The 21542-nt window shown below is 46.8% G+C and carries 19 protein-coding genes and 2 riboswitches; of the genes, 12 read left to right on the top strand and 7 right to left on the bottom strand.

The genetic code is table 11. The features are described 5' to 3' along the window. The first annotated feature begins 142 nt into the window (after positions 1-142). The 6 genes from AC0YN6_RS17125 (at position 143) to AC0YN6_RS17150 (ending at position 7632) form a co-directional block, all read left to right on the top strand. A complete protein-coding gene (locus tag AC0YN6_RS17125; protein WP_475748265.1) occupies positions 143-1165 on the top strand; it encodes an ABC transporter substrate-binding protein in 1023 nt (340 codons plus the stop codon). 8 nt (positions 1166-1173) lie between these two features. Next, on the top strand, positions 1174-3228 hold the full coding sequence (locus tag AC0YN6_RS17130) for an iron ABC transporter permease (RefSeq protein ID WP_475748266.1): 2055 nt from the start codon (positions 1174-1176) through the stop codon (positions 3226-3228). Between the two features lie 106 nt (positions 3229-3334). Further along, positions 3335-3435: riboswitch (purine riboswitch) on the top strand. A gap of 120 nt (positions 3436-3555) precedes the next feature. Beyond that, the gene (locus AC0YN6_RS17135; protein WP_475748267.1) at positions 3556-4941 is read left to right on the top strand and encodes an NCS2 family permease; all 1386 of its coding nucleotides are present in this window, start codon (positions 3556-3558) and stop codon (positions 4939-4941) included. Between the two features lie 164 nt (positions 4942-5105). Then, on the top strand, positions 5106-5867 hold the full coding sequence (locus tag AC0YN6_RS17140) for a 5-oxoprolinase subunit PxpA (RefSeq protein ID WP_475748268.1): 762 nt from the start codon (positions 5106-5108) through the stop codon (positions 5865-5867). A 2-nt stretch (positions 5868-5869) separates the two neighbouring features. Then, positions 5870-6625 (top strand): 5-oxoprolinase subunit PxpB, encoded by a 756-nt coding sequence (gene pxpB / locus AC0YN6_RS17145; protein ID WP_475748269.1) that lies wholly within the window; start codon positions 5870-5872, stop codon positions 6623-6625. Then, positions 6622-7632, top strand: a complete 1011-nt coding sequence (locus AC0YN6_RS17150) for a 5-oxoprolinase subunit C family protein (RefSeq protein ID WP_475748270.1) — start codon at positions 6622-6624, stop codon at positions 7630-7632. The genes pxpB and AC0YN6_RS17150 overlap by 4 nt, the downstream gene beginning before the upstream one ends. An 83-nt stretch (positions 7633-7715) precedes the next feature. Here the strand turns inward: AC0YN6_RS17150 and AC0YN6_RS17155 are convergent, their stop codons facing one another. The 6 genes from AC0YN6_RS17155 to AC0YN6_RS17180 all read right to left on the bottom strand — a co-directional run bounded on the left by AC0YN6_RS17155 (position 7716) and on the right by AC0YN6_RS17180 (position 12230). Continuing rightward, the gene (locus AC0YN6_RS17155; protein WP_475748271.1) at positions 7716-8402 is read right to left on the bottom strand and encodes a hypothetical protein; all 687 of its coding nucleotides are present in this window, start codon (positions 8400-8402) and stop codon (positions 7716-7718) included. 26 nt (positions 8403-8428) lie between these two features. After that, entirely contained in the window at positions 8429-9115 is a 687-nt protein-coding gene (locus AC0YN6_RS17160; protein ID WP_475748272.1) for a zf-HC2 domain-containing protein, read from the bottom strand. A gap of 4 nt (positions 9116-9119) precedes the next feature. Next, positions 9120-9599, bottom strand: a complete 480-nt coding sequence (locus AC0YN6_RS17165; RefSeq protein WP_475748273.1) for an RNA polymerase sigma factor — start codon at positions 9597-9599, stop codon at positions 9120-9122. Between the two features lie 90 nt (positions 9600-9689). Further along, positions 9690-10622, bottom strand: a complete 933-nt coding sequence (locus AC0YN6_RS17170; RefSeq protein ID WP_475748274.1) for a proline dehydrogenase family protein — start codon at positions 10620-10622, stop codon at positions 9690-9692. A 103-nt stretch (positions 10623-10725) separates the two neighbouring features. Beyond that, positions 10726-11802, bottom strand: a complete 1077-nt coding sequence (locus tag AC0YN6_RS17175; RefSeq protein ID WP_475748275.1) for a phosphodiester glycosidase family protein — start codon at positions 11800-11802, stop codon at positions 10726-10728. Beyond that, positions 11799-12230 carry a hypothetical protein gene (locus tag AC0YN6_RS17180; RefSeq protein ID WP_475748276.1) on the bottom strand — a complete coding sequence of 144 codons (432 nt, stop codon included), beginning with the start codon at positions 12228-12230 and terminating at the stop codon, positions 11799-11801. Before AC0YN6_RS17180 ends, AC0YN6_RS17175 begins: the two co-directional genes overlap by 4 nt. 262 nt (positions 12231-12492) lie before the next feature. On the opposite strand from AC0YN6_RS17180, the gene AC0YN6_RS17185 reads away from it, so the two are divergent. The 3 genes from AC0YN6_RS17185 to AC0YN6_RS17195 all read left to right on the top strand — a co-directional run bounded on the left by AC0YN6_RS17185 (position 12493) and on the right by AC0YN6_RS17195 (position 15974). Beyond that, positions 12493-14250, top strand: coding sequence for a stalk domain-containing protein (locus AC0YN6_RS17185; RefSeq protein ID WP_475748277.1), 1758 nt, complete (start codon positions 12493-12495; stop codon positions 14248-14250). Positions 14251-14371: 121 nt separating this feature from the next. Then, positions 14372-15355 (top strand): peptide-methionine (R)-S-oxide reductase MsrB, encoded by a 984-nt coding sequence (msrB, locus tag AC0YN6_RS17190; RefSeq protein ID WP_475748278.1) that lies wholly within the window; start codon positions 14372-14374, stop codon positions 15353-15355. 49 nt (positions 15356-15404) lie between these two features. Continuing rightward, entirely contained in the window at positions 15405-15974 is a 570-nt protein-coding gene (locus AC0YN6_RS17195) for a nitroreductase family protein (RefSeq protein ID WP_475748279.1), read from the top strand. A 373-nt stretch (positions 15975-16347) separates the two neighbouring features. Here the strand turns inward: AC0YN6_RS17195 and AC0YN6_RS17200 are convergent, their stop codons facing one another. After that, on the bottom strand, positions 16348-17700 hold the full coding sequence (locus tag AC0YN6_RS17200; protein ID WP_475748280.1) for a LysM peptidoglycan-binding domain-containing protein: 1353 nt from the start codon (positions 17698-17700) through the stop codon (positions 16348-16350). A 447-nt stretch (positions 17701-18147) separates the two neighbouring features. Further along, positions 18148-18247, top strand: a riboswitch (purine riboswitch). Between the two features lie 322 nt (positions 18248-18569). Here AC0YN6_RS17200 and purE point away from each other — a divergent pair. Genes purE through purB form a run of 3 tightly spaced genes read left to right on the top strand, consistent with a single transcriptional unit; the run spans position 18570 to position 21530 of the window. Continuing rightward, positions 18570-19055: a 5-(carboxyamino)imidazole ribonucleotide mutase gene (gene purE / locus AC0YN6_RS17205; RefSeq protein WP_114378329.1), complete on the top strand. Its 486-nt coding sequence runs from the start codon at positions 18570-18572 to the stop codon at positions 19053-19055. Continuing rightward, a complete protein-coding gene (gene purK / locus AC0YN6_RS17210) occupies positions 19052-20227 on the top strand; it encodes a 5-(carboxyamino)imidazole ribonucleotide synthase (protein ID WP_475748281.1) in 1176 nt (391 codons plus the stop codon). Before purE ends, purK begins: the two co-directional genes overlap by 4 nt. A gap of 7 nt (positions 20228-20234) precedes the next feature. Beyond that, the gene (purB, locus tag AC0YN6_RS17215; protein ID WP_475748282.1) at positions 20235-21530 is read left to right on the top strand and encodes an adenylosuccinate lyase; all 1296 of its coding nucleotides are present in this window, start codon (positions 20235-20237) and stop codon (positions 21528-21530) included. The last annotated feature ends 12 nt before the right edge of the window (positions 21531-21542 follow it).

The following is a 21542-nucleotide window of genomic DNA, read 5'->3' on the forward strand; positions in this document are numbered from 1 at the left end:
AAAAAAACAGATTGACAATATCCCAAAACGAATATAAGATAATCCTTGTTCTTGACTATGATAATCATTATCAATAAACAGAGAAGGATTATCATTTATTTTAAAGATACATAGGTTCTATAAAAATAGGGGGTATGAGGAAATGAATAAACGTGTAATGAGTATGTTGGTGATTATAGCGGTAATGTTGGTAGTGGCGGGATGCGGAGGAAATAGTACAACAAACTCAGCAGCAGGAAACGAGAAAAACAGCAATAAGAATGAGGCAAATGCAAGCACAGAAGCGCCAAGCGCTCCAATCGTGCTAAAGGATGCTAAAGGGGAAGTGAAGCTGGATAAGCCAGCACAAAAGGTTGTCGTACTGGAATGGACATTTACGGAGGATATTATTGCACTCGGCATGCAGCCTATCGGTAACGCGGACAATGAAAACTATAAGCTTTGGGTGAGCTCCGAGGCTCCTCTGGACGCAGATGTGACGGACGTTGGTTTCCGTCATGAACCGAATCTAGAGACAATCGCAGCACTGAAGCCGGATCTGATTATTGCCAATACAGATAGCCACGAAGCAATTTATGATCAGTTGAAAGGCATTGCGCCAACACTCATATTTAATCTATATCCACTCGAAGGTCAAGGCGAGCAATACAACCAAATGACAGACATGTTTAACACGATTGCAGCAGCCGTAGGTAAAACGACGGAAGCAGAGAAGGTACTTGCCGATTTGGATCAGCACTATGCGGATGCGAAGGCGAAGCTGGCAGCGGCAGGTAAGGAAGACTTGAACTATGTACTGACGCAAGCATTCAGTTATCAGAATGCAGCATCGTTACGTTTGTTCACTGACAATTCTTTGGCGGTTCAAACCTTGGATCGCATCGGATTGAAAAACGATTGGAAACCAGAAAAATTTGAGCTTTACGGATTTACAACCTCGACAGTTGAAGCATTGCCAGCGGTACAGGATACAAATCTCATCTACATCGTCCAAAGCAATGATGATATTTTTTCAAATACTCTAAAGGATAACTCCATTTGGAACGGGCTAAGCTTTGTGAAGGAAAAACGTTACTTCGGGTTAGACGGCACAACTTGGGTGTTCGGCGGTCCGATCTCCTCTAAAGTGATTGTTGACCAAGTCGTAAATGCATTAACGAAATGAGCAACTTGATGACAAACAATAATAAAGAAGGCTCTTCGCTCATCACTTGGCGATTGATCGGTATATTCGGGGGCGGCCTTGCCGCCCTTTTCGTTCTTTCTGTACTGAGCCTGTGCTTTGGCGAGGCTAACATTCCCGCAGCAACTGTATTTAACGGCTTGTGGCATCGCCAAGACGTGATGGAGCATAATTTGCTGTGGGACATCCGCATGCCGAGAACTGTAATTGGTATTATCGCGGGTGCAGCGCTCGCGGCAGCTGGCGCATTATTGCAAACGATAACGAGAAATCCGCTTGCAGCGTCAGACACACTGGGCATTAATGCCGGTGCGTACTTTATGGTCGTACTGGGTATGGTCGCATTTCCAGCGCTGCAAAATCAGTTCCCTTTCTTATTGGCGGCAGCAGGAGGTTTCCTCGCAGCCTTGGCCGCTTATTTTCTTGGCGGCGGTCGGACTGCAACCCCAGTAAGGCTCGCCTTGTCTGGGATGATCGTCTCTATGGTGCTCGGCGCATTTACATCGGCGATCCATATTTTTAAGGAAACGGAGACACAGTCACTGTTTTTGTGGGGCGCTGGCACACTGATCCAACTCGATTGGAGCGGAGTTGAGTATGCTTGGCCTTTCGTAGCCGTATTACTGGCTATAGCCGTATTCGCGGGGCGGCAATTCGATGCGCTTGAGCTAGATGAATCCACCGCTCGCTCTCTCGGACAGCGGGTTGGATTAACACGCGCAGCCGGACTTGCTTTGTCCGTATTTATGGCTGCTGTCGTAGTAAGCGTTGTCGGACCTATTGGCTTCGTCGGTCTTGTAGCTCCACATCTTGTGAGGCTCGCCGGTATTCGCAAGCATCGGTTGCTTATTCCAGCGAGTGCGCTTTGGGGTGCGCTGCTTATTACGGCAGCGGATTTACTCGCGCGTATGGTTCGCAGCAGTCTCGGTGAAATGCCGGTAGGCGCGGTCATGGCAATCATCGGAGCACCTTGGCTCATTTGGCTGGTATTAAAAAAAATGAAGCATATTTCAGGCACAGGTTCGGGACAGTCCTCCATGAGCGTTGGGGGAGTAGCACTGCGGATGCGATTTGCACCGACTGCTATTTTTATGACTGTATTATTAGTCGCAATCATCCTTGTCAGCTTATCGCTTGGCGGAACCAAAATTCCAATCGTTGATTTGATAGGAAGCCTCTTCGGGGCAGGAGATTCCTCTTACTCCGTGCTTCTAAATTTACGACTTCCTCGTACGCTGGTTGCTGCAGGAGGAGGAATTGCTCTTGCCATTAGTGGTGTACTTATTCAAAGCGCAGTTCGAAATCCGCTTGCGGATGCATCTATTATCGGTGTAACCTCAGGTGCTGGTTTTGGAGCATTGGTAGTGTTAGTAGCTTGGCCTACGCTGCCGATCTTTGCTCTTCCAATTGCAGCGATTGCAGGCGGTGTGATTGCTGCAGCATTCGTGTTTTCGTTAGCTTGGCGTAAATCGCTTAATCCCTCGGTGCTTATTTTGCTTGGGATCGCGGTTTCTGCTATCGGTTCGGCAGGCATACAAGCAATGATCGTTAAAGCGAGCTTATGGAGCAGTACGGCATTCGTATGGCTAACCGGCACAACCTATGGCCGAGGGTGGAATCAATTTTACAGCATTTTTATCTTCCTTATTATTCTTGTACCTATTGCTTATTATTTGGGCAGAAAATTCGATTTGCTCGCATTCGGTGATGATAGCTCGACCGGCTTCGGCTTACCGGTAAGAGGAACGCGGCTTTGGGCAATGATCATAGGCGTATTGCTTGCAGCTGGCGCGGTTGCAAGTGTCGGTACAATTGGTTTTCTCGGATTAATGGCACCGCACGCCGTTCGAATGATGGTAGGACATCATACTAGGCGCTCGATCATTTTATCGGGGCTCTTAGGCGGGCTATTGCTTGTAGCAGCAGATACGTTGGGAAGAACAGTTATGGCTCCTAAGGAAATTCCATCCGGGCTTATCATTATGCTGATTGGCGCACCTTACTTCCTGTTTCTAATGTATCGTTCACTCGTGAAAAAGGTGTAAAATTGCTGTTCTCGCTAGAAACGAATGATAAAGTTAATTAATTATATTAATGTTCGTAAAAGTTATTGACAAAATAGACAATTTCTCTTTAAAATTGATAACGGAAAACAACAACAGCATATTTTTTCGTATAATCTCAAGAATCGGCTTGAGAGTCTCTACTCGGTCACCGTAAATGATCAGGCTACGAAATTGGCGGAAAAGCTCGCAGCGGTCCAGCGGGTATACTTTTCCCCTTTTTGCAGAGCCTAGGAGAAATGTGATTTATTGCATTTTTCTAGGCTTCTTTGTTTGTTCCACCACATTTTTGGGAGGTTTGTAATCAAAATGGAACGTTTCTTTCGATTAAAGGAACACGGAACAAATGTCAGAACTGAGATTATGGCGGGGCTGACGACTTTCATGACGATGGCTTATATATTAGCCGTCAATCCAATCATACTTACGCCAGCTGGCCTGGATTGGACTGCCGTATTTCTAGCAACGGCACTTGCAGCAGGTATTTTCACAATCGCGATGGGCTTGTTCGTTAACTTCCCTGTTGCACTAGCTCCGGGTATGGGTTTAAATGCGTATTTTGCATCCGTCGTTATTGCGTCAGCATCTACGGATACTCCGATTTCACCGGCAATGGGACTGACCGCGGTCTTTATTTCGGGTATTATCTTTATTATTCTAACGCTGACTCAAATTCGTCAAATGCTCATAACGGCTGTACCAGACAGCTTGAAGCATGCGATTACAGTCGGTATCGGTTTGTTCATTACCATTATCGGTTTGAAAAACAGCGGTATAATGACGATCGCTATATCAAGCTTTACAGACATTGAAGCAGGAAAATTCACACCAGTTAGCGGCTCCGAAACCGTTATTCAACTGGGAAGCTTTCATAATGAAACGGTAGTACTAACAGTCATCGCTTTGCTTCTTATTGGCGTGCTGATGGTACTGCGTGTACCGGGAGCGCTATTGTTCGGTATTCTAGGTACAACGGTAATCGCTATTCTAATGGGTCATGTGGATGTGAAAGCAACATTCTCTGGTCAAACATGGGTTCCTGATTTCTCCAAAATGAACTTCTGGCATTTTGATTTTGCAGGTCTGTTTGAAGTAGGTCTAATTACGGTTATTCTAACGTTTACCTTCGTAGAGATGTTTGATACGTTTGGCACACTCGTAGGTACGGCTAACCGTGCGGGTTATATGAAAGATCCAGAAACGGGCAAGAAACGCGTTGGTAAAGCGATGTTCGTAGATGCGATTGGCGTCAGCGGCGGCGCGGTGCTCGGTACGAGTACGGTTACTGCTTTCGTTGAAAGCTCTGCAGGTATTGCGCAAGGCGGACGTACAGGGCTAACAGCAGTTACGACAGGTATTTGCTTCCTGCTTGCGATCTTCTTGTCCCCAATCGTTGCACTTGTACCAGGTGCTGCTACAGCAGCTGCACTTATCATTGTAGGCGTACTGATGATGCAATCCGTGAAAGATATCGACTTCACAGATATGGTTTATGCGATTCCATCCTTCTTGACGCTCGCGTTAATGCCGCTTACTTACAACATTGCAAACGGTATTTCGTTCGGTATCGTATCGTACGTCTTGCTTGCAACGGTTGCTAACGTGTCTGGCAAAGGCAAATACAAGATTCACTGGCTTATGTGGATTCTAGCGGTGCTCATCATCGGCCGTTACGTGTTCATGGGCGGGGAATAAACGAATATTGTTATTATTGAAGAAGCAGCGCTGGACCGGCGCTGCTTCTTTTTTTTATACTTATTATTTATTTCATCGTCATACTCACTTCATCTACCGCATTTTCAAGCTGGAATTTGATATAATTTTGGAATCGAAGCTTAAATAGATGGGAGGAAAAGCAAATGCTTCGCGTAGATTTGAATTGCGATATGGGAGAAGGTTTTGGTGTATACAGACAGAGCTCAGACAGTGAGCTTATGAAATATATTACTTCAGCGAATATTGCCTGCGGATTTCATGCGGGTGACGCAGCGACTATACGGCGCACAGTGAAGCTGGCGCTTGAGAATAATGTGGCGATTGGCGCGCATCCGGGGCTGCCTGACTTGGCTGGCTTTGGCAGACGGGTGATGGAAATTACGCCAGAGGAGGCCTATGAGCTGACCGTATATCAGCTTGGGGCGGTCTATGCTTTTGCGAAATCAGAAGGAGGCAGTGTCGCACATGTGAAGCCGCATGGCGCACTGTATAATATGGCTGCCAAGAGCACGTCTCTAGCAAGAGCGATAGCGGAGGCCGTTTATAAGGTTGATCCCAGTCTCCTGCTGTTTGGCCTTGCGGGCAGTGAGCTCATTCGTGCTGGCGATGCTGCAGGGCTGCGTACAATTAATGAAGTGTTCGCAGATCGATCCTATGAGCTAGATGGAACACTTACGCCGCGAGGGGCAGAAGGTGCTGTCATCGTGGACTCAGCTCGTGCCGCAGAGCAAGCGATAAAGATGATAAGAGACGGCGAGGTACGTACAAGGCAGCAAAATATATTTAGTTTAAAAGCGGATTCGGTATGTGTGCATGGAGATACACAAGGCGCTTTAGAACATGTGAAGCAGCTGCGAGAGGTGCTGGAGGCAGAAGGCATCGCCGTGATGAAAGCGGGGGAATGAGGATGCAAAATAAGGTAACAAACACGAGCATTCCGTATGAGTTGATTCCGCTTGGCGATAGCGCCATCATTATTCGTTTGGGCAATATGATAAGTGAAGTGACTAATCAAATCGTAAGGAGCATTAGCGATTATATAGAGAGCCATCCATTTGTCGGTTTTATCGAATGTGTACCGGCATTCGCATCGGTGGCTGTTCATTATGATCCAATGCAGGTCAGAAATAGTCGAAGCCTAAATGAGCATCAGCATGTTACGCTCTTTGAAACTGTGTGCTCACGGGTGGAACCTTACCTTTGTATGGAGCAGATGAGCGATGCAGATCAGCAAACAAGAACGATAGAAATCCCTGTATGCTATGGCGGAGAATACGGTCCAGATTTAAGCTTTGTAGCGAAGCATAATGGACTTGCAGAGGATGAGGTTATAGCGGTTCATACTGCGGGATCTTATTTGGTGTATATGCTGGGCTTTGCGCCGGGTTTTCCTTATATGGGAGGGATGTCTGAGACCATAGCTGCGCCAAGACACCATACGCCAAGGACAATCACACCAGAAGGTAGTGTCGGAATAGCAGGCAATCAGACAGGCATTTATTCGATTGCAACGCCGGGCGGCTGGCAGCTGATAGGCAGAACGCCGCTTGCCCTCTTTCGCCCGCAGGATGAGATTCCAAGCTTGCTCAGACCGGGTGATCGTGTACGGTTCAAATCGATTACGAAGCAGCAATATTTGCATTATATAGAAGGTGAGTTATGAGTATAACCGTCGTTCGGCCCGGCTTACTCGCTGCTATTCAAGACCTTGGCAGACATCAATTTCAAAAGTTTGGCGTCATGCCTGGAGGGGCCATGGATACTGGAGCAGCGAGAGTTGCCAATATGTTGGTCGGCAATGAGGGGCATGAAGCCGTTTTGGAAATCACACTTTCAGGAATGGAGCTGCTTATTGAAAAGGATATGCTTTTCGCGGTATGCGGCGCAGATATGTCTGTTACCGCAGCGGGCAAGTTCCTCCCGCTTTGGAGACCGGTCCTCCTTCGCGCGGGAGTTAACATCAAATTCGGCGCCTGTCGATCAGGCTGCCGCTCGTATTTGGCTGTGGCAGGCGGATTTGATGTGCCAGAGGTCATGGGCAGCAGAAGCACCTACTTGCGCGGGGGTGTCGGGGGTTTTGAGGGAAGGACATTAAGGAGTGGGGATCGGCTATCCGCTAGTGCTCAGAGCTTGCTGTCGAAGAGGATTCAGCAGCATTTGCAAAGCCTATTGTACGACAGCTTTGCATTGCCTACTTGGCACGCGAGTCATTTCGCTGTCGCTGGCAATTTAGTGAACCCCATAATTCGTGCGATGGCTGGTACTCATTTTGAGCTGTTTACGTTAGAAAGCCAGGCAGAACTGTTTGGCCAAACGTATCAAATCTCAGCCCAATCTGATCGAATGGGGTATCGGCTTGCAGGCGAACATAAACTAAAGCTAGCTGCACCGCTTGAGCTTCTTTCGGAGGCCGTTGCGAATGGAACCGTTCAAGTACCTGCTGACGGAAACCCCATCGTATTGCTAGCCGATCGACAGACAACGGGCGGTTATCCCCGAATGGCGCAGGTCGCATCGGTCGATATTTCTGTTTTTGCCCAGTTGAAGCCTGGTGATCGCTTTCGATTTGAACGGATAAGCCTGCAGGAAGCAGAGCAGCTTTATTTCGAGAGTGAGCGAGATATGAGAGTGCTCAAAGAGGCTATTACGCTCAAGTTCTATGCGCAATAGCGCCAACTAAAAGTAGCAGCGGCTTGGACTGTGAGAATAAAGTCCAAGCCGCTGCTATTTTTCAAATATCATCCACGTTAGCTCTACAAACTATGTTTCTTGGGCTCAAGGTTTAACGCTTTCTTCATATAAGTCGATAGAGACCCTAGATGATTCTGAACCGAAGCGTTGATTTGTTTTTCGGCTAACTGTGCTGCTGGTACCATAGAGAGCTGGGCAGCTGCTACCATTTTGTTTGGATTTTGTTCAATAATCGCGATCAACCCATCGGAAACAGATTGTATGTACTCGTTTTTCTTCCCTTGCATAATTAAATCAAAAGTGTTCTCGAGCAGGAAAGACTCCACATCGAGCTCTTTACCCATCTTTCTGGAATAAGATAATAATTGATTCATCGTTCCAGCAACTGTGTTCGGATTGGTAAAGGTAACGACTATGGGCTGATTTATTGGATTCATAGTGCAAATAGCTTCGAACAAAGGCTCGTCAATTTTTATAATCGGAATGGGATAACGATGCACCGCTTCATTAAATATTGAAGTGAAAAAAGTACATGTAATTAATATTGCGTCAACATGACAGTTTGTAATCCAATCAAGTATTTCGATTACTTTTTTCTCAACAATGCCGTTGGAGAAATCAGCATCCATTTTAATACGATCGAGTCCTGGGTCTACAAAATGAATGAGTTCGACATCAAAATTATTCAGAGCGTTGTCAACGTGTTCAATATTAGAATGATGTGCGTGAAAGCAGCCAATTCTTCTCATATGGTATCCTCCAGTGGTCTTCAACATTATTCTTTACGAAATTTAGCTTCTACTTCATCGATTGCAGCCGGCACTTCCATTCCTTTTTTCCAAATTAAAATATCTTCTCCTGACGTTCTCAAATATAACGCTTGGATCTCCGCATCATCGCCGTATTTCCCTTTATAGACCAGCCTTTCATGACTAAACGTTTGATATGAATTTTGCAATCTATGTTCGAGTTTTGTCTTTGTTTTGATGATTGGCCGAAGAGGAGTTAAATAGAAATTCCCGTACTCGTCCATATCATATTTTATTCGATTTAAGTCATAGCCATCTGTTATTTTTGATTGGTAAACAATGATGCCATTCGATAATTTACTCAAATCGGATATTTCAACAGCATCAGCGGATATTTTCACAATCTGCCACTGAAATAATCCCACATAACCCCCAAATAGTAGCGCGGCACCGAGCAGTCCTATGACGAACGCTTTTGCTTTGGAACGTTTCCATAGAGCAGCCACCCCTTTTATTGCATCTCCTTCGCTATAATTTTTTGCGACTACCTCGTTAGGCAAGCTGATCGTCGCCTTGATTTTGTCCAGCTCCAATCGGCAGCTCGGGCATTCTGCAAGATGCTCTTCTACGAGGCTGACGCTTTCAATGCTGCATACCTCGTCGTAATATAATGGCAGCAAATCTTTAATAATCTCACACGATATTTTTCCCATCACATTAATCCTCCTTCAGCAAGTCTTGTACCTTTCGCTTGGCTCGGTGGAATGTAACCCTTGACCAGCTTTCTGTTTTCTCAAATATTTGGCTAATCTGAGCGAATGACAGTTCTCCAAACACTCTTAAAGTAAATACTTCTTTATAAGGCTCCTCTAAACCATGCAAAGCTTTATGAATTCGGAAAGCCTCTTCCTTGTCTAGCAGTAGTTGTTCGATACTGTGCTCACTAGCTGCTTCAGTTTTATCATGAGATGTAAATCGCTTCTGCTTTTCTGAATAGGAGAAGTATGTATTTTTGGCAATTTGGCAAAGCCAGACATTGATTTTACACTGGCCTTTAAATTTATCAATACTGTTCAATGCTTTAAAAAAAGTTTCTTGTGTTACCTCTTCAGCGATTGTTGCATCTCTGCTAAGCGATAAGACAAACCTGTAGACATCCTTGAAGTATTGATTGTATATATTCTCAAAACCCGTCACATTCTCACCTCCTCCACCTATAAGACTTGTCAAAGGACGATTCGTTACAATGTTTATGAAAAAAAACGCTGAAGCCGCGCTAAGGCGGCTTCAGCGTTTGAGAGAGGACATGTGTCTGAGCACAAGCATAAGATTAGCGGGCTTCTCAGCGAGCCGGCGGGTAAAGTACGGATACCACATCGCGCCATAAGGAACATAGCACCTTATACGGTATCCCTCCTTGGCGAGCTTTGCTTGCTCATTCATTCGGAGACCGTACAGCATTTGAAACTCGAAGGCGCCTTTCGAAATGCGATGCGTACGCGCATAGGCTTTCACCCAGCTGATGATTTCATCGTCATGGGAGGCGATTGAAGTATAAATGCCTTTGTCCAAATGAAGCTTAATCATGTTCTTGAAGCTATTCATGATCTCAGTTTTATTCTGAAAAGCGACCTCATCCGATTCTTTATAGGCACCTTTAACGAGGCGCAGACTTATTCGTGCTTGCAGCATATCTAAGAGATCCTGCTCCGTTCGGAATAAGTAGGCCTGCAGCACGGTTCCGACATTGGTTAGCCCTTCTTTATGAAGCCGTTTAACCATATCAATTGTGGCCTGCGTATAAGGTGTGTTCTCCATGTCAATGCGAACGAAGTTTCGATGGCGCCTTGCATGCTTCACGATATCTCGGATATTCGCATAACATGCCGCTTGATCTAGAGCGAGTCCCATTTGGGTCGGCTTTAACGAGACATGAGAGTTTGCTTTTCGATCCGCAATGCCTTCGATTAGCCTCAAATATTGCTCTTTGTACGCGGTCGCCTCACTTAAGTCCTGAATACCTTCACCAAGATGGTCGAGCGTTGCCATAATGCCCAGCTTGCCTAATTCCTCAAGCTCTTTCAACGCTTCTTCAAGCGTCTCGCCTGCAATAAACCGACTGGCGAGCTTTCTCCCATAGCTTGTTGAGAGCTTCTCTACTAGCGGCATGCCTGTAATCGTCAATAATGATTTGCGATACCATTTCGATCCAATGCCCATTCGTGCTGCTCCTTTCCGAGAAAAAGTAGTAGGAGTCTGAATTGGGGAGTTCGATAATAGTATATTCAGGAATCATCATCATCATCGCGCTATGCGAGCCTATTTATTTAAAAAACAAGAAGTGCGTAGGCAGCTTACGCAGCTGCCCATCCGACGGTTTATTAATGACTCGTCCATTAAAAATAAGCGAGGAAGAGCCGCCGCCATCAAGGTTGTAGCCGTCAACGGCTCCATAGCGCTGCAGCAATAACTGCATTTCGCCAAGTGTAGCCCCTGAACTCCCAGCTTCGTTGTAACCATCTGCGACAAGAAACAGCAATTGGTCGTCCTTGTAGTTGGCGATAACGGTTCGAGGAGCACGCTTAGGACTCGTTTGCCATTTGGCTGGAATCGGCTGCGGAGCGCCGTTACGAAGCAGAACAGGGACAAACGATGCGCCGAATTTCGGTTTTTTGGCATCGAGCTGCTGCTTGCTGGCGAATTTCCCGCCGATCAGCTTGTTATGCTCGTTTAAGCCGACAAAAAACAAATCTGCACGAGGCGGTTCAAAGCTTGTCACATAATCTCCGTCTACGATCGTTGTACTTAGCGGATATCTTTTGCCGCGCCCATCAGCAAAGCCGCCCCCATTGATACCTGCAATCGCTCCATGTCGGTTGACAGCCGCGAGTGTTGTTTCGGCTTGTCCGAGCTCGTCGCCGCCGAGTGTCATCGTCATCGCGTTTGGACTCTTCAGCTTCACCTTCAGCGCATAGGCTGAGAAGTTTTGTGCTTTTATGTAGAAGAGCTGTGCTCTCAGCTTGTCGGACTCAATCGTGCTGGATACGTTACCGAGCTTCTTCGTGATGTTGCGGTCGTAAATTTCCAAAGGTCTCATCGCTTGTGATGCAGCCATAGATGAGATCTTAGCCATATCAGCGTTCGTTTGTTTATAAATCTTCAGCTGTCTTTGGATGGATTCTCGAGTTTGCGATGCTGTCTCTTGAGCGAGGTCAAGACCAGCAGCAGCTGGCTTAATGTCTGTTTCAGGAAGCCTAGCTTTCTCGGTAATGGGCTTCGGGAAAGCTTCAGTTGATAATTGAATAACGATATCGGATAATAGCAGCCAAATCATAATGCCTAGAAAAGGCGCACAGGCAAGCAGTGCAGTACGATTCAAGGTTTTGACGGTAATATTCATTTAAGCACGTCCAAGCTCTTTTGCAGCTCATTAAGCTGTTTCTTTACTTCGTTCAATTGTGTATACAGCTTGTTGCTGTTGTCGGTTTTGGAAGCGGCGTTATCCTTCGTAAACGTAAGCAGCTCATTCAGTGCATCGACCTTTGTCTTCAACTCAGCTAAATCCGCCGTATAGTCGGTTTCAAGCTTCAGCATGCGATCCTCGTAGGCGTTCTGCATCGCTGCGATTTGGCCGGCAGTTTGCCTCTCCAGATCAGCGGATAACGTCTGTTGAATCCGATCGGTATACCATTTGCCGCCTAATATGCCGGAGCATGTAATAATGACCCATATACAGACGAAAAGGAGGAAAGTACGATTTCCTTTCTTTTTGCGTGTTTTTTTGTCGTATTGGCTGGCAGTGCGTTGTTCCAAAATCAAATCACTCATTCTATTCATTCACCTCTCTTGTTATTCACTTGCACGAAAGATCGGATGAACGAACTGCAAGCAGGGGTACATAGCTTAGACTTCAATTGATGCGAAATAGTTGCGTATGTCATCTTATTGTAACAAACAGAAGTAGAGATTTCATTACCGTATTTTGGTAATTATATGTCAAATTCAAAACAGACCGGAACATTCTCCCCCCTTTCAACGTCTAACCATAAGGGATGCGGCAGCCAATGCCGTAATTTGGAAGGAGAACAGGATGAAAACAGATAATTGGATTAAGCGTATGACCAAGCGAGTTATTGTAGCCTGCTTACTGGTTTCACTGGTAAGTACAGGTTTTGGAGTGAAGGAAGAGGTTGATGCAGCAGAGCGTCAGCCGATAAAGCTAGAGTTTGTACATGGTTCCAAAAAAATGACGGTAAACGGCAAGGAGCAGCAGATGAAGACACCGCTTCCGGTTGTAAAGGGAGTTACGATGATTCCCATTCGAACGATAGCGACTTCAGTTAATGCCAGCGTATATAACGATAGCAAAGGTACTCATATCGATACTTATTTCAATAAGGTGACATTAAATCTAAATATGCGCGGAGCAAATCGCAATGGCAAATACATCGTAATGCCTAATCAGGCATTGCTGATTAATGGCACGATGCACGTACCGTTATCCGGAATCAAGCTGCTGTGGAATGCTGGTTATGTGTATAATGCACAGTTGAAGAAAATTAGCATTACGATTCAACCGGAGCCTAACGTGGCGCCAGTAGCGGGCTTTCAAGCTCCATTTGAGGTTAAGCTTGGGGAACCTATCGAATATAAGGATACAAGCTATGATCCAGATGGCAAAATCGTAAAGACGAACTGGACGGGCCGCAAAAGCACCTATTTTGAGCCGGGCGTCTATACGGTAACTCAAAGTGTTTATGATAACGATGGCGCAACGAGCGAGGTAGTGTCTCAAGACATTCGTGTTACGGACGAGGTGATGTATACACCCTATGAGTACTACATGCGTTATGGTAATCCCGGCGACAAATTTGTGGTTGATGGGAAGCTGATGAACAGCTTCAAAGAGGTAGACACCTTTGAATCCAAAGGCGGACGTACCTTGTATATGTCAAATGCACCGGAGCGTTTTTTAGGCGAAGGCTTGCTGTATGAGGATACTTTAAATGATCCGAGCCGTTTATTCCTTCATCACCGAAACGGTACTGAAGAACGCTTAAAGCTAGCTGTAGTAGTTACGAATAATGAAAGTGAAAGCGTGAAGCTGAAGATTGGCAATCGCGGTCTTGCTGGACCAAGCGTAAGTGCGATGCAATTCGGATCAGCTGCTGTGACTAGATATTTCGCGGAGTCGCAGCCGCGCGAGTTGATTATCGAGCCTGGTACATCCGCGCTGCTGCTGCCGGAGCTTGAGAAAATGGTTATGAATCCGGATGAAGGTTTTTCTGGTTTGCTTGATGTGGATATGGACGGAGAACTGACTTTTTCCACTTTAGCACTAAAAGAGTATACAGACCCGCTTAGTGCAGTGTTCATGGTTCCCGAGCTAGAGAAGGTCGGCAACCGCGGGAAATTTTTTGATACGGATCAAGTAATTGAAGTAAATGAGAAAATTGGCGTTACGGAGAGTAAACTGCGCTTAGGTCAACGTGGTCCCGCTATGGCAGGAGTAGATGCTTTGACAGGCGGAATGACGCTTAACGGCGGAGAATATGGCGCTGTAACGACCGTGAAGCTCAAAAAAGTCGCTTGGGGAACTCGCATCGTTCTCAACCCGCGAGCTGGGATATTCCAAGGTGCGGTTAAGGTGAATGGGAAAGTGGTATCCGTCCCTTCTGGCGGACATGTTAAGGTAGGCGAAGGGGCGTTGATCTATACGCAACCAAATCAACCGGCTGGAGCTGCTGGTATGCAACCTGCGCCGGAAGTAACGATTCAATACTCCTCACCGGGAGCAAGCTCACTACCGGTATTATTTATTTTTTTTCCAGGATCAGATTTTAAATAACTAATAGTTGGAGGGTACGTCGCCTACGAGCGCGTATCCTCCTTTTTTTGTGGATAGCCCGCCTTGTCATGTATAATAGAGATACTCATTATCATTTGAACCAACTAGGAGGATGATCAGCATGGATCAACCAATTACAAATAACGGCGCAAGCCGAAAAGAAGCCAAAGCGATGTTTGCAGGAGGCTGCTTCTGGTGTATGGTCTCGCCCTTCGAGGAAATGCCCGGCATTATTTCGGTCGTATCGGGTTATACGGGTGGACATACGGTAAATCCAACGTATCAAGAGGTTTGTTCGGAAACGACGGGCCACGCGGAGGCCGTGCAAATAACGTACGATCCGAGCATATTCCCTTATGAGAAGCTGCTGGATATTTTCTGGAAGCAAATCGATCCTACGGATGCGGGCGGCCAGTTCCATGATCGGGGCGAGTCGTACCGGACAGGGATTTATTATTATGATGAAGAGCAGCGGGAGCAGGCTGAGCGTTCTAAGCAGGAGCTCGCAGCGAGCGGTCGCTTTGATCGTCCAATCGTAACGGAGATCGAGCCTGCACAAACTTTTTATCCAGCAGAGGACTATCATCAGGGCTATCACAAAACTAATCCTTATCGATACAAAATGTACCGTAAAGGCTCAGGACGCGACGCATTTATTTCACAGAATTGGACGGTTAAGAAGGACAAGGCAGACCTTAAGCAGCGTTTGACACCGATCCAATACGAAGTGACGCAAAACAGCGGAACGGAACGTCCATTCACTGGCGAATACTGGGACAACACCGAAGACGGTATTTATGTAGATATCGTTTCAGGAGAGCCATTATTCAGCTCCCGCGACAAATACGATGCGGGCTGCGGCTGGCCGAGCTTCACGAAGCCGCTGCAGGCTGCAGCCGTTTCCGAGCATACAGACTCTTCACATTATATGGTGAGGATTGAGGTTCGCAGCAAAGAGGGCGATTCTCATCTCGGTCATGTGTTCGACGATGGCCCGCAGCCGACGGGACTTCGGTATTGCATTAATTCCGCCTCGCTGCGTTTTATTGGCAAGGATGAGCTGGAGCAGGAAGGGTACGGCGAATATATACATTTGTTTGAGTAGTATAACTTCAGGCAATTCAAAATAGTCGTATAGGTGGAGGAGAAGCGGGATGAACGTAGAAGAGGCTATTCGCACAAGAAGAACGATAGGAAGATTGAAGAAGGACGCTGTAGACCGCTCACTAATTGAGCGACTTCTCGACGCTGCTGTATGGGCACCAAGCCATCATAATACACAACCGTGGTCATTTATTGTGATGACAGGCGAAGGCAGAGGACGGCTTGCTGAAGGTTATGCGCGAGTATCCGCAGCTGCGGTTCCAGAGCTAAGCGGACAGCCGCTTGAGGATCGTTTGGCGAAGGAACGCACCAAAGCTTACCGCGCGCCTGTCGTCATCGCGGCAGTATGCTCACCGTCGGATGATCCAAGAGCGGTTATGGCAGAAGAGCTGGCTGCCGCTCAAGCAGCAGTGCAAAACTTGCTTCTCGCAGCGCATGCGAACGGACTCGGAGCGATCTGGCGTTCAGGTGAACCGATGTATCACCCGCTTATGAGAGAAACGTTCGGACTTGATGAGAAAGACCAAATCGTTGGTTTTATATACTTGGGCTACCCGGATATGATTGCTCCGGAGCCGCAGCGTGTACCTGCTACTGCAAAGACGGTTTGGTTGGTTTAGTCGCAGAAGCATTAGCTAGAGGCAGACTCAAAAAGGGTAAACTTTTTATTCTATGTACATAAGAAACCTCTCTTTATTTAGAAATGGTTGATGGTACTTCCATTCTAACAAGGGCAGGTTTCTTTTGCCTTTAAAATTTTCAAGGTTCAACCAAACGGAGCAGGTCGAATGATTCTGGAGAAGCGCCAGCGGTCGCCTTTGTTCGCGGATTCCTTCCTCGGCCAATTCATTCTAGGAATCCGCGAACAACAGCGATCGGAAGAACATTCGACTGCGTAGTGAATTTGGGAACCACATTTTTTCTGGCTATCCTATCGTCATCTTTGATGACTTTTGGGAAGCCCCTTTTTTTATTTCTGGACGGCAGACTATGTTATACAAGCTTTTTGGTAATGAAGTTTGCCTGCAGCATATACCAGTTTTGCGGAAATGGGACGCCAAGCACCCAGTAGCCTACTCCGCGAAGTTTGTATGCTTTGACAAGATTGAATTTGGCTTGCACGCTGCGTGCATCCTCATACCATACGACATGCTCGCGGCCGTCCTTATCATAATAGTTATAGTAGGGCGATTGGGATTCGTCGTCGTATTGAATGGTTGCTCCATAAGTATTAGCTTGATTTACCGCTTCATGCGGGCTGACGGTTGGTGCCCATTTGCCTCCTTGGACATAAGGGAGCGTCCAATCATAGCCATAAAGCGGCATGCCCATGACGATTTTCTGTGAAGGAATGACACTAAGGGCATATCGCAGTACTTTATTGACCTCATTCAGCGGCGCTACGGCACGAGGGGGACCGCCCGACCAACCCCATTCGTAGGTCATCAGAATAACGAAATCCGTGATTTGTCCAAGAGCGCGGTAATCATGAGCTTCATATAATGTGCCTGCTTGATTGGCGCTCAGCTTGGGTGCGAGACAGACGGATACAAGATAGTTATGCGGATGCAGATGGTCGACGAGCTTTTGTAAAAATGCTTGAAAAAGCTCACGGTCAGCCGGAGGAACGTATTCGAAATCGACATTAAGAGCTAGATAGCCTTTATACTTCATCATTGCGAGAATGTTTGTAATTAGTTTCTCTTGGATTATTGGATTAGCTAATACAGCATGGGCAGTTTCCGGGCTGAAGGTGCCATTCTCAAAATTTGTAAGCACCATCATCGGGGCGGTATGTGTCTTGTAGGCCGCTTTAATAATGGCTGAATCATCCAAGAGCGTAAATGTCCCGTCGGTTTGAACGCGGTAGCTAAACGGATTTAAGTAAGTTAAGTATTGACCAATCTCTTCAATAATGCGGATACCGGCTTCGTCTAATTTTTGCGTATAGGCGCTAACCTCAATTACGGGCCGTACAGTCTGCGGTATAACAAGGGTATGACCAGGGTAAATGAGAGCGGGATTAGCGATTTTGTTTAGGTTTGCGAGCTCTTGAAGTGTTACCCCGTATCGCCTAGCAATGAGCCACAAGGACTCGCCTGCTTGCACTTTATGCGTGCTTGCTTCAGTCGGAATGATTATAGCTTGACCAATGACGAGTATATTAGGGTTGCTAAGTCCGTTGGCGTCCGTAATGTCGCTGATCGATAAATCGTAGGCTTGAGCTAACTTATAGATCGAATCTCCCTTTTGCACGACATGAATTTGCACCTTCGATGTACCTCCTTTGTCAAATGAAAAAGCGATTGTCGTCTCAGCTGCGCCGCCTGTCCGTACATAAGCCAAGAAATGTCTCTTCTATAAAATGTATTCAACCGAAACAGCTTGCATTCGAATTGGAAAATCGCATCGGCAAGGCTTAATGAATGGCGAGTTAGGGGAATGCTATAAAAGCAAGGGGACAAAGTGATGATCGCCGCCATAGCAAATGATCGTTATAGAGAAGTGTAAATGAGCGATGATTAACGAAAGACGCAGTGTGAAACACCTAAATATGGGTATTTTACACTCATTTTCCGAATAATTTATTCAAAAAAACGAACCTTTATAAAACATTCTCTTTTAATGTTCGTATTTCATTGACAGTGGTTTGGGGATTAGATAAACTAGAATAGGTTTGAGGCGGAGCTGTCCGCTGAAGTGTAAATGCAGTCTGTTCTCTGGTTTAAGGATACAAAATCATACTTGAAAAATTAGAACTGAAATTTTAGGATGATTACAAATGTTTTCATACTATTTCATTTAAAGTCAACTCGTATATATTTGGGATAAGGCCTGAATGTTTCTACCCGGAAACCTTAATTTTCGGACTACGAGCAAGATGAGACGATAAGCGAGAAACGAAACGTGTGTTTCGGATCGCCATATAGCAAATTCGCAGCATGCAGGTGCCTCTTTATTAAGACATTGGTTGCCTCTCTAACGGGGCAGCCTTCTGTCGTCTATCAGGGCCTTGCAGTGCGACTTGTATCGTCTTCATTGAAGTGAAGCTTGATTGGCCACGGATTCGCATGAATACCGGTCTTTGCTTCCGCTCCGGTCCTGCGGCATCCCCATTCAAAATGGTTGCTGACGGGCTTTTTCTGTTTTTTGTTGCTTTGAGTCATTAATGTTTGATGATTTATAATCTTATAGATGAAAGTGGGTTTGATCGCATGTCTGCGAAGGTAGGCGTCATCATGGGCAGCAAATCGGATTGGGACACAATGAAGTTAGCTTGCGACGTACTGGAAGAATTGCAAATTCCTTATGAGAAAAAAGTTGTTTCAGCGCATCGGACGCCGGATTTAATGTTCGAATATGCGGAAACTGCTGTAGAACGCGGGCTTAAGGTAATTATTGCTGGGGCCGGCGGAGCTGCGCATTTGCCCGGCATGGTCGCTGCAAAGACGATTTTGCCGGTTATTGGCGTTCCTGTGAAATCCTCGAATTTGAGCGGACTTGATTCTTTGCTCTCCATCGTCCAAATGCCTGGCGGTATTCCGGTAGCTACGGTTGCCATTGGTAATGCGGGCGGAACGAACGCAGGACTACTCGCTGCACAAATGCTCGGAGCGTTCGACCCCGAGGTGCAGGCACGCGTCGAAGCGCGTCGCGAGCGTGTGAAGCAGGAAGTGCTGGAAAGCAGTGAGACGCTATGAGTCATGAAGTGGACAAGCAGCCTATACAGACGCTGCTGCCGGGCAGCACGATCGGCATTCTTGGCGGCGGGCAGCTTGGACGGATGATGGCGAATGCAGGCAGCGCGATGGGTTATCGCTTCATTGCCCTTGATCCGACAGCGGATGCGCCGACTGGTCAGGTAGCCGAGCAAATTGTTGCTGCTTATGACAATCATGAGGCAGCAAGAGAGCTCGCTAAACGTTCGGATGTTATCACTTACGAATTCGAGAATGTTGACGCAGACGTAGCAGCCATGCTGATGGCGGAGTCTTATGTGCCGCAGGGCAGTGAACTGCTGTATACGACGCAGCATCGCCTCCGTGAGAAGAGAGCGATTGAAGCGGCTGGTGTGCGAGTTGCACCTTATCGTGAAATAAGTAGTGTCGATGAGCTTCGCGAGGCAGTGACCGCTTTTGGAACGCCTTGTGTATTGAAGACCGCGATGGGCGGTTATGACGGCAAGGGGCAATGGGTCATTCGCAGCGCGGATGAAATTGAGGAAGCATATGAGACGCTCTCGCGTGCGCGCGTTCAACTTGTGCTTGAGCAGTTCATTCGTTTCGAGAAGGAAATATCGGTTATAGCGGCGAGAAGTCCGCAGGGCGAAATCAAAACTTTCCCTGTCGCGGAAAACATACACGTCGATAATATATTGCATTTGTCTATCGTACCTGCAAGAATCAGCGAGGAATTGCAGCAGGAAGCTGAACGGCTTGCGGTACGAATTGCTGAAGGACTTAGCGTCGTAGGCCTTATCGCAGTGGAGCTGTTCGTAACGGCAGAAGGCGAGCTGTTCGTAAACGAGCTTGCACCTCGTCCGCACAACAGCGGTCACTACACGATGGAGGCTTGCCGAACGTCGCAGTTCGAGCAGCATGTGCGCGCTGTGTGCAACCTGCCGCTTGGAGACACGACGCTTATGAGTCCAGTCGTAATGGTCAATGTACTTGGTCAGCATGTTGAGCCGCTATTGGAGTTGACAGCTAGACCGGATGAAGCGGCTGTGCGTTTGAAGGTGAGCCCGAAGCTTCATTTGTACGGGAAGAAGGAAGCTGTTCACCAGCGGAAGATGGGTCATGTCAACGTATTAGCTGAGACCACGGACGCTGCGCTTGATTGGATTGAAGAAACAACTATTTGGAAGGTGTGAAGAAATTATGCTAACTCGTTACAGCAGACCTGAAATGAGAGAAATTTGGACAGAAGAAAATAAATTTAGAGCATGGCTGGAGGTTGAGCTTTGCGCATGCGAGGCTTGGTCCGAGCTAGGTATTATTCCGAAAGAAGACGTAGTCGCGCTCCGTGCTTCCGCTGACTTTGATATCGACCGGATTTATGAAATTGAGCAGGAAACTCGCCATGACGTTATTGCGTTCACTCGCGCAGTATCGGAGAAAGCAGGCCCTGAAGGCAAATGGGTACATTATGGACTGACATCTACAGACGTTGTAGATACAGCGATTGGTTACCTGCTGCTTCAAGCAAATGCTATTCTAGTTAAAGATATTGAACGCTTTATTGAAATTCTTAAGAACAAAGCGCTGGCATACAAGGATACACCGATGATGGGCCGTACGCATGGCGTACACGCACAGCCAACAACATTTGGTCTGAAAATGGCGCTTTGGTACGAGGAAATGAAGCGTAACTTGGAGCGTTTCCACCATGCGGCAAACAACGTACAATTCGGCAAAATGTCCGGTGCTGTAGGTACTTTCGCAGATATCGATCCGTTTGTTGAAGAATTCGTATGTAAGAAGCTAGGCATTACTGCAGCTCCAATCTCAACACAAACATTGCAGCGTGACCGTCACGCTGAATATATGGCGACTCTTGCTCTTGTAGCATCTTCGCTTGATAAGTTTGCAACTGAAATTCGCGCGTTGCAGAAGAGTGAATTCCGTGAAGTTGAAGAGGCGTTTGCTAAGGGTCAAAAAGGCTCATCTGCAATGCCGCACAAACGCAACCCTATCGGCTGTGAGAACATTTCCGGCTTGTCCCGCGTTATTCGCGGACATATGGTTACAGCTTACGAGAACATTGCACTTTGGCACGAACGCGATATCAGCCACTCATCGGTAGAACGTATTATTTTGCCGGATGCAACGATGCTGCTTAACTACATGCTGAACCGTCTGGGTAACATCATCAACAACCTGACCGTGTTCCCGGAAAACATGCAGCGCAACATGCAAGCGACATACGGCGTGCCATTCTCTGGCCGCGTGTTGACGAAGCTGATCGACAAAGGCTTCAGCCGTGAGAAAGCTTATGACACGGTTCAACCGCGTGCGATGCAGGCTTGGGAAACAAAACGTCAATTCCGCGAGCTCATTGGCGAAACTGAGGAAATTACAAGCGTGCTGACGACGGAAGAAATCGATGATTGCTTCAACCCGGCTTGGCATTTGAAGCATGTTGATACAATCTTTACACGTTTGGGATTGATTTAAGGGAGGCTGGCC

The sequence above is a fragment of the Paenibacillus sp. J22P15 genome (genome assembly GCF_056269345.1).